Source organism: Rhizobacter sp., from assembly GCF_035702065.1.
Taxonomy (GTDB): Bacteria; Pseudomonadota; Gammaproteobacteria; order Burkholderiales; family Burkholderiaceae_C; genus Rhizobacter.
On the sequence record NZ_DASSRA010000123.1, the window covers coordinates 1 to 11,310 of the forward strand.

11 protein-coding genes and 1 tRNA gene are annotated in these 11,310 nt (G+C 63.8%); all 12 read left to right on the forward strand.

Annotation, left to right across the window (positions count from 1 at the left end; translation table 11 throughout):
- Window positions 1-1,107, forward strand: a 1,107-nt coding sequence (locus VFL64_RS05630; RefSeq protein WP_489539397.1) for a helix-hairpin-helix domain-containing protein, incomplete at its 5' end; no start/stop codon positions are given.
- Window positions 1,108-1,117: 10 nt separating this feature from the next.
- A complete protein-coding gene (locus VFL64_RS05635) occupies window positions 1,118-2,200 on the forward strand; it encodes a patatin-like phospholipase family protein (RefSeq protein ID WP_489539398.1) in 1,083 nt (360 codons plus the stop codon).
- Window positions 2,201-2,334: 134 nt separating this feature from the next.
- Entirely contained in the window at window positions 2,335-3,111 is a 777-nt protein-coding gene (locus VFL64_RS05640) for a class I SAM-dependent methyltransferase (protein WP_489539399.1), read from the forward strand.
- 184 nt (window positions 3,112-3,295) lie between these two features.
- Window positions 3,296-5,215 carry a threonine--tRNA ligase gene (gene thrS, locus VFL64_RS05645; protein WP_489539400.1) on the forward strand — a complete coding sequence of 640 codons (1,920 nt, stop codon included), beginning with the start codon at window positions 3,296-3,298 and terminating at the stop codon, window positions 5,213-5,215.
- Between the two features lie 99 nt (window positions 5,216-5,314).
- The gene (gene infC / locus VFL64_RS05650; protein ID WP_489539401.1) at window positions 5,315-5,833 is read left to right on the forward strand and encodes a translation initiation factor IF-3; all 519 of its coding nucleotides are present in this window, start codon (window positions 5,315-5,317) and stop codon (window positions 5,831-5,833) included.
- Between the two features lie 121 nt (window positions 5,834-5,954).
- Window positions 5,955-6,158 (forward strand): 50S ribosomal protein L35, encoded by a 204-nt coding sequence (gene rpmI / locus VFL64_RS05655; RefSeq protein ID WP_028359508.1) that lies wholly within the window; start codon window positions 5,955-5,957, stop codon window positions 6,156-6,158.
- Between the two features lie 22 nt (window positions 6,159-6,180).
- A complete protein-coding gene (gene rplT / locus VFL64_RS05660) occupies window positions 6,181-6,537 on the forward strand; it encodes a 50S ribosomal protein L20 (RefSeq protein WP_028359507.1) in 357 nt (118 codons plus the stop codon).
- Window positions 6,538-6,674: 137 nt separating this feature from the next.
- On the forward strand, window positions 6,675-7,718 hold the full coding sequence (gene pheS / locus VFL64_RS05665; RefSeq protein ID WP_489539402.1) for a phenylalanine--tRNA ligase subunit alpha: 1,044 nt from the start codon (window positions 6,675-6,677) through the stop codon (window positions 7,716-7,718).
- 14 nt (window positions 7,719-7,732) lie between these two features.
- Window positions 7,733-10,150, forward strand: a complete 2,418-nt coding sequence (pheT, locus tag VFL64_RS05670; protein ID WP_489539403.1) for a phenylalanine--tRNA ligase subunit beta — start codon at window positions 7,733-7,735, stop codon at window positions 10,148-10,150.
- Window positions 10,151-10,164: 14 nt separating this feature from the next.
- On the forward strand, window positions 10,165-10,539 hold the full coding sequence (locus tag VFL64_RS05675) for an integration host factor subunit alpha (protein ID WP_489539404.1): 375 nt from the start codon (window positions 10,165-10,167) through the stop codon (window positions 10,537-10,539).
- 34 nt (window positions 10,540-10,573) lie between these two features.
- Entirely contained in the window at window positions 10,574-11,023 is a 450-nt protein-coding gene (locus tag VFL64_RS05680; RefSeq protein ID WP_489539405.1) for a MerR family transcriptional regulator, read from the forward strand.
- Between the two features lie 43 nt (window positions 11,024-11,066).
- Window positions 11,067-11,143: transfer RNA gene (locus tag VFL64_RS05685), tRNA-Pro, on the forward strand.
- Window positions 11,144-11,310 lie beyond the last annotated feature (167 nt).

Sequence of the window (11,310 nt, forward strand, 5' to 3'; positions counted from 1 at the left end):
GCGCCGGGCACCCACATCGAGAAGGTGGTGGTGAGCGAGGCGGGCGCCTCGGTGTACTCGGCCAGCGAATACGCCAGCAAGGAACTGCCCGAGCTCGACGTGAGTCTGCGTGGTGCCGTGAGCATTGCGCGCCGCCTCCAAGACCCGCTGGCCGAGCTGGTGAAGATCGACCCCAAGAGCATCGGCGTCGGCCAGTACCAGCACGACGTGAACCAGAGCGAGCTGGCCAAGAGCCTGGACGTGGTCATCGAAGACTGCGTGAACTCGGTTGGTGTCGACTTGAACACGGCGTCTGCACCGCTGCTGGCGCGCGTGTCGGGCTTGAGCACGGCGGTGGCGGGCAGCATCGTGCGCTGGCGTGATGCCAACGGCGCTTTCCGCAACCGCCAGCAACTGCTTGACGTGAGCGGCCTGGGTGCCAAGACCTTCGAGAAGAGCGCGGGCTTCCTGCGCATCCGCGGTGGTGACTACCCGCTCGACCAGTCGGGCGTGCACCCCGAAACCTACCCGGTCGTCGAGAAGATCCTGAAGGCAGTGGCCAAGCCGGCCGGTGAGGTGATGGGCCGCAGCGACGTGCTGCGTTCGCTCAAGCCCGATGCCTTCGCCGACGACAAGTTCGGCGCCATCACCGTGAAGGACATCCTGGCCGAGCTGGAGAAGCCGGGCCGCGACCCGCGCCCCGACTTCAAGGTCGCGCGCTTCAACGACGGCGTCGAAGACATCAAGGATCTGCAGCCCGGCATGACGCTCGAAGGCACGGTGAGCAACGTCGCCCAGTTCGGCGCCTTCATCGACCTGGGTGTGCACCAGGACGGCCTGGTGCATGTGAGCCAGCTCAGCAACAAGTTCGTCAACGATGCGCGCGAAGTGGTGAAGACCGGCGACATCGTCAAGGTGAAGGTGCTGGAGGTCGACTTGGCGCGCAAGCGCATCTCGCTCACCATGAAGCTCGATGCCACACCCGCGCCGCGTGGCGAGCGGGGTGACAACAGCTACCGGCCGCCGGCGCGTGGTGAGCGGGCCCAGGGCGGGCAACGTGCGCCGGTCCAGCCGCAGGGAGCTTCGGCCATGGCGGCTGCATTCGCCAAACTGCAGACCAAGCGTTGAGCGGGCACGCATGAAAGTCCTGCAGGTCCACGCCGGCCCGCGCGCGCTCAAGGCATTGCGCGAGCAGGGGCTGCGTCCGCAGGACGTGCGCGTCATTCCGGGTGCAGCCGGTGGCCCCAAAGGCTTGGTGCTGAGCCCGCTCGACCAGTTCATCTTCGGTGACTGGCTGGCTGGGACGGATCACCCGGTTCACCTGGTTGGCGCGTCCATCGGCGCCTGGCGCATGGCGACAGCCTGTCTGCACGAACCAAAGCAGGCCTTCGCCCGCATGGCGGATGACTACATCCGCCAGGAGTACGAGCACAAGAACGGCAAGCCGCCGACGCCCACGCACGTGAGCGAGGTGTTCGGGGCCAAGCTGTCCGAGACCTTCGCTGGTCGCGAGGCCGAGGTGCTCGCCCACCCGCGCTTCCGCCTTCACGTCTTCACCAGCCGCGGCCGGCACGTGCTCAAGCGCGAGGGGCGGCGGCTGTCCAAGCTGACGACGCCGCTCGGCTACCTGGGCGCGTTTGCTGCCAATGTTGTCAGCCGCAAGGCCATGGGCGCATGGCTGGAACGGGTGGTGTTCTCCGACCCGCGCGAAGCCTTGCCGCTCCATCTGCACGACTACCGCAGCCATACAGTGGCGCTGAACGAGGCCAACCTGCAGCCCAGCATCCTGGCGAGCTGCTCCATCCCGTTCTGGCTCGATGCCGTGCACAACATCCCGGGCGCGCCGCATGGTGCGTACTGGGACGGCGGCATCACCGACTACCACCTGCACCTCAACTACGCCTCGATGCGCGACGGCCTGGCGCTGTACCCGCACTTCCAGAAGGAGGTGATTCCCGGCTGGCTCGACAAGGCGCTGAAGCATCGGCACCGCGCCAGTGCGCACCTGGACAATGTGGTGGTGCTGTCGCCCAGCGTCGAGTGGATCAAGACGCTCCCCAACGGCAAGCTGCCCGACCGCGCTGACTTCAAGCTCTACGACAAAGACATCCCTGCGCGGGTGAAAGCCTGGTCGCGCGCAGTGGCCGAGAGCCAGCGCCTGCGCGACGAGTTCGCCGAGATCGTCGGCAACGGACGCCCCATCGACGCGCAGCCGCTCTGAGTGCTTGACGCCCGGGGCGAGCCGTGGGGAAATTGCGCACTCCCACGCAAGGCCTGGGCGGCGTGCTTACCGCTGGCTCGCCGACGAAAGAGCTGAGCGGAACTCCCTAAGGCCCCCCTGGCTCTCAACATCCCATGCAACCCACCACACCAGCTTCCAGCAAGAACGAGGGCGTCGTTCACCTGCCCCACGCCCCATTGCCGAGCTACTACGCGAGTGGTGACCTGGAAGCCCGCAACCGCTTCCTGCGCACGACCTTCGACGACACGGCTGTCGACTACAACCGCATCGAACGCATCCTCGGCCTGGGGACCGGTTCGCGCTATCGCCGCATGGCCCTGCAGCGCGCCGGGCTGAAGCCGGGCATGCAGGTAGTCGACCTGGGCATGGGGACAGGGCTGGTGTCGCAGGAGATCCTGCGCATCACCCAGGAGCCGGGTCGCCTAGTGGGTGTTGATCCCAGTGCCGGCATGATGGCCCAGGCCCGTCTGCCGGCCGAGGTGTCGTGCCGCATCGGCCGTGCCGAAGAGATTCCAGTGCCGAAGGAGTCGGTCGACTTCCTGGTGATGGGCTATGCCCTGCGCCACATCGACGATTTCTCGGTGGCCTGCGCCGAATTCCGTCGCGTGCTCAAGCCCGGTGGCCGCTTGCTGATCCTCGAGATCACCCGCCCCAGCGGCCGCGTGGCCACGGCTTTGCTCAAGGCCTACATGCGCGGTGCCGCGCCGCTGGTGGCGCGCTTCGTGTCCAAGGCGCCTGCCACCCCCATGCTGTGGCGCTACTACTGGGACACCATCGACGCCTGCGTGGCACCACCCCAGGTGCTGGCCGCGCTGGAAGCCAGCGGGCTGCGCGAGGTGAAACGGCATGTCGAGGTGGGCATCTTCTCGGAGTACACGGCGCGGGGGTAGGCGCTGCTCTACAATCCGAGTTCTTTCAACGAACAAGAGCGAGAAGGGCACCATGGTTATGACACCGCGAACTACGACCGGGCAGGTACAGCTCTAGTCGGCCGCGGCTCCGTCAAGTCTCTTCTCGTCATCTCTCGAAAGCGCGGCTCACCCCGCGCTTTTTTGTTTCTGGAGTTTCCTCATCATGATTTCCGTTCAACTGCCCGATGGTTCCAAGCGTCAGTTCGATGGCCCGGTCACCGTGGCCGAGGTGGCTGCGTCGATCGGCACCGGCTTGGCCAAGGCCGCGCTGGCCGGCCGCGTGGGGCAGGGGGTAGACGCCAAGGTCGTCGATACCAGCTACCGCATCGAGCACGACATGCCGCTGGCCATCGTCACCGAGAAGGATGCCGACGGGCTGGAAGTCATCCGCCATTCCACGGCCCACCTGCTGGCCTACGCGGTGAAGGAGTTGTTCCCCGAGGCCCAGGTGACCATCGGCCCGGTGATCGAGAACGGCTTCTATTACGACTTCTCGTACAAGCGCCCCTTCACGCCCGAAGACCTGGCGGCCATCGAAGCCAAGATGACCGAGCTGGCGAAGAAAGACGAGAAGGTCGAGCGCCGCGTGCTGCCGCGTGACGAGGCCGTCGCCTACTTCAAGAGTCTGGGCGAGCACTACAAGGCCGAGATCATCGCCAGCATCCCGGCGAACGAAGACGTGTCCCTCTACCGCGAAGGCAAGTTCGAAGACCTCTGCCGCGGCCCGCATGTGCCCAGCACGGGCAAGCTCAAGCACTTCAAGCTGATGAAGGTGGCTGGTGCCTACTGGCGCGGCGACCATCGCAACGAGATGCTGCAGCGCATCTACGGCACGGCCTGGGCCACCAAGGACGAACTGCAGCAATACCTGCACATGCTCGAAGAGGCCGAGAAGCGCGACCACCGCCGCCTGGGCCGCGAGCTCGATCTCTTCCACATTGACGAGCATTCACCCGGTACCGTGTTCTGGCACCCCAAGGGCTGGACGATCTGGCAGGAGGTCGAGCAGTACATGCGCCGCGTGTACCGCGATAACGGCTACCTGGAGGTGAAGGGCCCGCAGATACTGGACAAGGGCCTGTGGGAGAAGACCGGCCACTGGGACAAGTACCGCGAGAACATGTTCACGACGGAGTCGGAGAAGCGCGACTACGCGCTCAAGCCGATGAACTGCCCGGGCCACATCCTGATCTTCAAGCAGGGTATCAAGAGCTACCGCGAGCTCCCGCTGCGCTATGGCGAGTTCGGGCAGTGCCACCGCAACGAGCCCACGGGTGGCCTGCACGGCATCATGCGCGTGCGCGGCTTCACGCAGGACGACGGTCACATCTTCTGCACCGAGGCTCAGATCCAGGCCGAGGTGACGGCGTTCACGACCTTGCTGCAGAAGGTCTACAAGGACTTCGGCTTCACCAACATCATCTACAAGTTGTCGACGCGGCCGGACAACCGCATCGGCACCGAAGAAAGCTGGGACAAGGCCGAAGCAGCCCTGGCCGAGGGGTTGCGCGCGTCAGGCTGCGAGTTCGAGTACCTGCCAGGCGAGGGCGCGTTCTATGGTCCGAAGATCGAGTACACGCTGAAAGACGCGCTCGGCCGCCCCTGGCAGTGCGGCACGATCCAGGTCGACCCCAACCTGCCCGAGCGCCTGGATGCCGATTTCGTGGGCGAGGATGGCAACCGCCACCGCCCCCTCATGTTGCACCGCGCCATCGTCGGCAGCCTGGAGCGCTTCATCGGCATCCTGATCGAGCAGCATGCGGGTGCCCTGCCGGTTTGGCTGGCTCCGGTGCAGGCCGTGGTGATGAATATCACCGACGATCAGGCCGATTACGCCCGTGAGGTAGCGAAAATGCTTCAAAAACAAGGGCTTAGAGTCGACAGCGATTTGCGCAACGAGAAAATTACCCGTAAAATCCGCGAGCATTCCATGCAAAAGGCCCCGTTCCTCCTCGTCGTTGGCGACAAGGAGAAGGCAAACGGGGCTGTTGCCGTGCGCGCTCGTGGCAACCAAGACCTCGGAGTGATGTCTCTTGCAGACTTCCAAGCGAAGATCGCAGGCGATATTGCCAATCGGGTTTGACAGCAGGGCACGCGTTTGATGGTTATTGGATTCCCTTGCCTTGGAGTCCGCTGAAGGATTTGAACTATCGCTACTTTTGCTGACCGCCGCACTCCCAACGTGGAGCGCAAGCACCGACTGAACCGCGAGATCATGGCGCCGGAAGTCCGGCTCAACGGGGTCGACAACGAACCGCTGGGTATCGTCTCCACGCAAGAAGCCTTGCGCATGGCCGGCGAGCTGGATGTGGACCTGGTCGAGATCGCCGCCCAGGCCGATCCGCCCGTGTGCCGCTTGATGGACTACGGCAAGTTCAAGTACCAGGAGCAAAAACGCGCGGCAGAAGCGAAGTCGAAGCAGAAGGTCATCGAGATCAAGGAAGTCAAGTTCCGCCCAGGCACGGACGAGGGCGACTACCAGATCAAGATGCGCAACCTGCGGCGCTTCATCGGCGAAGACGGCGACAAAGGCAAGGTGACGTTGCGCTACCGCGGCCGCGAAATCACCCACCAGGAAATCGGCATGCGCCTCCTGGAGCGTATTCGCGATGAGCTGGCTGATGTGGCAGTGGTTGAGAACATGCCCAAGCTCGAAGGGCGCCAGATGATCATGGTTCTAGGCCCCAAGAAGCGGTCGTGATGGTTTGAAGAGTTCGGTGCTCTGGTTTGGTCGCCAGGGCGCCGCAAGAAGCCTCTGCAGGCTTACAAGAACGCAAGTTGTTTTGCGGGCGCCTGCAGGAGCAATTTAGAAGGAGCAGTTCATGCCCAAAATGAAGACCAAGAGCAGCGCCAAAAAGCGCTTTCGCGTGCGTCCGGGTGGTACTGTGAAACGCGGTCAAGCGTTCAAGCGCCACATCCTGACCAAGAAGTCGACGAAGAACAAGCGCCACCTCCGCGGTGCTGCCTCCGTCCACGAGACCAACATGGGCGGTATGGCGCAGATGCTGCCGTTCGCTGGCCTCTGATCACTTCTAGAAGGGAAAAGACATGCCTCGCGTCAAACGTGGTGTAACCGCACGTGCTCGTCACAAGAAAGTTCTCGCTCTGGCCAAGGGTTACCGTGGCCGTCGCAAGAATGTATTCCGCATCGCCAAACAAGCGGTCATGCGCGCTGGGCAATATGCCTATCGCGATCGCCGCACGAAGAAGCGTGTGTTCCGTCAGCTCTGGATTGCCCGTATCAATGCGGCGAGCCGGGGCCTGGGTGTCACCTACAGCAAGTTCATGGCTGGCCTGAAGAAGGCAAATATCGACATCGACCGCAAGGTTCTTGCCGACATGGCTGTGAATGATCCTGCCGGTTTTGGCAGCATCGTCGAGAAGGTGAAGGCCCAGCTCGCTTGAATGCCGTGATCGCGCCAGGTGTCGTACAGCCTGGCGCCACAGCAAGCCCTCGGGCGGCTCCGGCTGCTTGAGGCAAGCTCTCAAAGGCCGACCTCGTGTGCGGCCTTTTTTATTGTCCGAGACAGATCACTGAACCGATGAACGACCTCGATCAACTGGTGCAAGCCGCGCAAGCCGACTTTGCGCAGGCCATGGCACCCGCCGATCTCGAGAATGCCAAGGCGCGCTACCTCGGCAAGGCTGGCCGGCTGACCGAACTGCTGAAGGCGCTGGGCGCGTTGCCGCCCGAGGAGAAGAAGGCGCGTGGTGCCGAGATCAACGCGGCGAAGCAGCAGATCGAGGCGGCGTTGAATGCCCGTCGCCAGGCGTTGGCCGATGCCGAACTGGCGCTGCAACTCAAGGCGGAAGCACTCGACGTCACCCTTCCGGGGCGCGGCCGTGGAACCGGCAGCGTGCACCCGATCTCGATCACCATGGAGCGCATCGAGGCCATCTTCGGCTCCATGGGCTTCGAGGTGGCCGATGGCCCAGAGATCGAAACCGACTGGTACAGCTTCACGGCGCTGAACAACCCCGAGAACCACCCGGCCCGCTCGATGCAGGACACCTTCTACGTCGACATGAAGGACGCCGAAGGCCGTTGGCTCAACCTGCGCCCTCACACCTCGCCGATGCAGGTTCGCCATGCGCGCGCTCATGCGGCCTCGCACGCAGGGCAGGCCAATATGCCCGAGATCCGCGTCATTGCGCCGGGCCGCACCTACCGCATCGACAGCGATGCCACCCACTCCCCCATGTTCCACCAGTGCGAAGGTCTGTGGATCGGCGAGAACGTCAGCTTCAAGGATCTGAAATCGGTCTTCACGGACTTCTTCCGCAACTTCTTCGAGACGGACGACCTGCAGCTGCGCTTCCGGCCGTCGTTCTTCCCCTTCACCGAGCCTTCGGCTGAAGTCGACATCGCCTTCACCAGCGGCCCGCTGAAGGGGCGTTGGCTCGAGGTGGCCGGGTCGGGCCAGGTGCACCCGAAGGTGGTGCGCAACTTTGGGTTGGACCCAGAGCGCTACATCGGCTTCGCCTTTGGCATGGGGCCGGACCGGCTGACGATGCTGCGCTACGGCGTGAACGATTTGCGCCTGTACTTTGAAGGTGACCTGCGCTTCCTGTCGCAGTTCAAGTAAGGCAGAGACACGAGATGCAATTTCCTGAGTCCTGGTTGCGCGAGTTCTGCAACCCACCGATTTCCACCGAGCAGTTGGCTGAGACGCTCACCATGGCTGGCATGGAGGTGGAAGAGTTGCGCCCCGTCGCACCGCCCTTCAGCCAGGTGGTGGTGGCCGAGGTGCTCGAAGTCACCCGCCATCCCGATGCCGACCGCCTCAATGTATGCCGCGTCAACGTGGGAACGGGTACGCCCCTCAGCATCGTTTGCGGCGCGCCCAACGTACGCGCCGGCATCAAGGTGCCCTGCGCGCTGGTGGGGGCGCAATTGCCGCCGGCAGAAGAGGGCGGCGCACCTTTCCTGATCAAGCTAGGCAAGCTGCGCGGTGTCGAGAGTCAGGGCATGCTGTGCTCGGCCCGAGAGCTCAAGCTCTCGGAGGATCACGGAGGCCTGTTGATCCTGGTAGATGATGCGCCGGTGGGTGCGTCCATCCGCGATCACCTGCGCCTGGACGACACCTTGTTCACGCTCAAGCTCACACCGAATCTCGGCCATTGCCTGAGCGTCTACGGCATCGCCCGCGAAGTCGCGGCGCTGACCGGGGCTCCGCTGCTGCAACCCAAGTTCCCGGCGACGCGTGTGGTGCACGCCGACAAGCTGCCGGTGAAGGTACAGGCGCCGGACCTGTGCGGCCGCTTCTCCGGCCGCATCATCCGCAACGTCAACACCAAGGCCAGCACACCGGCCTGGATGGTGGACCGGCTTGCCCGCTGCGGGCAGCGCTCGGTCACGGCGCTCGTCGACATCTCGAACTACGTGATGTTCGAGTACGGCCGGCCTTCGCACATCTTCGACCTCGACAAGATCCATGGCGGCCTCACCGTCCGTTGGGCTCGTGCGGGTGAAAGCCTGAAGCTGCTGAACGGCAACACCATCGAGCTCGATTCGAGCGTGGGCGTGATTGCGGATGACGAGGCTGTGGAGTCGCTGGCGGGCATCATGGGTGGGGATTCCACCGCGGTGTCCGACGACACGCGGCATGTGTACGTCGAGGCCGCCTTCTGGTGGCCCGAGTCGGTGGCGGGTCGTGCGCGGCGCTACAACTTCAGCACCGACGCCAGCCATCGGTTCGAGCGGGGTGTGGACCCAGCCCTGACCGTCGAGCACATCGAGCGCATCACGCAGCTGATCCTGGACATCTGCGGTGGCGAACCGTCCGCGATGGACGATCAGCTCGTCAACGTGCCCGAGCGCAAGCCAGTCAGCCTGCGTGTGGCGCGTGCATCCAAGGTCATCGGCATGCCGGTGACGCAGGAGCAATGTGCCGGGATCCTGGAGCGCCTGGGGTTGCCGGTGACGGCTGCGCCGGGCGTGCTGACCGTCACGCCGCCAAGCTGGCGCTTCGATCTGCAGATCGAAGAAGACCTGATCGAAGAAGTGATCCGCGTCCTGGGCTATCAGACGCTGCCTGAAACTGCTCCGCTCGCGCCGGTTACGGCACGTGTCCGGCCCGAAGCGCAGCGCAGTCCGCATGCGCTTCGTCGTCAAGTGGCGATGCTCGGCTACCAGGAGACGATCAACTTCAGCTTCGTCGAAGAACGCTGGGAGCGTGAACTCGCGGGCAATGAGCAGCCGATTCGCGTGCTGAACCCCATCGCAAGCCCCTTGTCGGTGATGCGCTCCAGCCTGATCGGTGGCCTTGTGGCGGTGCTGCGGTTCAACCTGGCGCGCAAGGCCACGCGTGTTCGTGTCTTCGAACTCGGCCGTGTCTTCAAGCGCAACGCCGCCACGCCCGACGGCAGTTTCTCGGTGGCCGGCATCGACCAGCCGGTGCGCATCGCTGGCTTGGCCTATGGCAGCGCCGACGAAACGCAATGGGCAGCCAAGGAGCGCCCGGTCGACTTCTTCGATGTAAAGGGTGACATCGAGGCGCTGCTGGCTCCGCGTATGGCGCGCTTTGTGCCGACTGAGCATCCTGCCCTGCATCCGGGGCGTTCTGCCCGTGTGGAGATCGACGGGCAAGCCATCGGCTTCATCGGTGAACTCCATCCGCGTTGGCGGCAGGGCTATGAACTGCCGACTGCACCCATCGTCTTCGAACTCGATGCTGCCGCCCTGCTGCAGCGCGAGGTGCCCGTTTTCCAACCCATCCAGCGCCAGCAGTCGGCTTGGCGCGACATTGCGGTCATCGCAGGCGAAAGCGTGACGCACGATGCGCTCATCGATACCGTGAAGTCGGCGAATGCCAGCCTGATCCGCTCGGTGAAGCTGTTCGACGTCTACAAGCCCACGAGTGCTTCCAGTGACATGGCGGCCGGCGAGCGCAGTCTGGCGATTCGCCTGGAGGTGCTCGACGACACCACCACCTTGACGGACGAACGCATCGAGGCCGTGAAGTCCGAAGTCCTGAAGGCACTCCAGTCCCGGCTGGGCGTTCGCCTGCGGGGTTGAACACGAAATTCCGAATGACCACCACTCCTCCCGACGAGAAGCCCCCCGAGCGCGTGATGCTGCTGCCCACGCTGGAGACGCCCACGCTGACCAAGGCGGAGCTGGCGGAGCTGCTGTTCGAGCGCCTGGGGCTCAACAAGCGTGAATCCAAAGACATGGTCGAAGCCTTCTTTGACATCATCCACGGCACGCTGGTTGCTGGAGATGACGTCAAGATGTCGGGCTTTGGCAACTTCAACATCCGGCGCAAGGCGCCGCGCCCGGGCCGCAACCCCAGGACGGGCGAAGCGATCCCCATCAAGGCGCGAAATGTCGTCACATTTCACGCCAGCCACAAACTTAAGGGGGTTGTGCAAGGCGACAGCCCGGCGGGAGACGACTTCGAGTAAAGTCTAGCTTTCTCTCCCGATCTTATTGATTTAAATGGAGAAAGCGCTTCCCGCCATTCCAGCCAAACGCTACTTCACCATCGGGGAAGTCAGCGATTTGTGCGGCGTGAAGCCGTACGTGCTGCGCTATTGGGAGCAGGAGTTCACGCAGCTCAAGCCCATGAAACGGCGCGGCAACCGCCGCTACTACCAGCACCACGAGGTGCTGCTCATACGACGGATCCGCGAGCTGCTGTATGAGCAGGGCTTCACGATCAGTGGTGCCCGCAATCGCCTGACCGAGCTGGTTCATGCACGGGCAGATGCGCCTGGTGTCAATGGCAAGGAGCCCGAGCCGGCCGAATTCGCCGATGAGCCGATGGGCGAGGACGATGTCGCCGCACCGATCGAAGAGCTGCCTGTTCCCGAGGTCGTCACCAGCGAGGTGTCGATGGTTCAGATGCGACAGGAGCTGATCTCTATCCGCGGATTGCTCGTGGTGTGAGCCGGAAGGCTGCCGATTTCAGGCTATACTGCGTGGCTTACGTCGGGGTGTAGCGCAGCCTGGTAGCGCACTTGCATGGGGTGCAAGGGGTCGCGAGTTCGAATCCCGCCACCCCGACCAAAGAGATCAAAGGGTTAGCTTCCGCAAGGAGCTAACCCTTTTGACTTTCTGGCGGGCAGAGGGCGCTCTGCAGGACGGACCGGCCCAGGCCGGAATCTGACGCTGTGACAACGGGTTGGCCGATAAAGCTGAACATCCCCCCAGGGACCCGGTAAAACCGCGACCTG

Coding starts and splice junctions, on each gene's coding strand:
- VFL64_RS05635 (WP_489539398.1), top strand. CDS start 1,118: ATGAAAGTCCTGCAGGTCCACGCCGGCCCGCGCGCGCTCAAGGCATTG.
- VFL64_RS05675 (WP_489539404.1), top strand. CDS start 10,165: ATGACCACCACTCCTCCCGACGAGAAGCCCCCCGAGCGCGTGATGCTG.
- pheS (WP_489539402.1), top strand. CDS start 6,675: ATGAACGACCTCGATCAACTGGTGCAAGCCGCGCAAGCCGACTTTGCG.
- VFL64_RS05680 (WP_489539405.1), top strand. CDS start 10,574: ATGGAGAAAGCGCTTCCCGCCATTCCAGCCAAACGCTACTTCACCATC.
- VFL64_RS05640 (WP_489539399.1), top strand. CDS start 2,335: ATGCAACCCACCACACCAGCTTCCAGCAAGAACGAGGGCGTCGTTCAC.
- thrS (WP_489539400.1), top strand. CDS start 3,296: ATGATTTCCGTTCAACTGCCCGATGGTTCCAAGCGTCAGTTCGATGGC.
- pheT (WP_489539403.1), top strand. CDS start 7,733: ATGCAATTTCCTGAGTCCTGGTTGCGCGAGTTCTGCAACCCACCGATT.
- rplT (WP_028359507.1), top strand. CDS start 6,181: ATGCCTCGCGTCAAACGTGGTGTAACCGCACGTGCTCGTCACAAGAAA.
- rpmI (WP_028359508.1), top strand. CDS start 5,955: ATGCCCAAAATGAAGACCAAGAGCAGCGCCAAAAAGCGCTTTCGCGTG.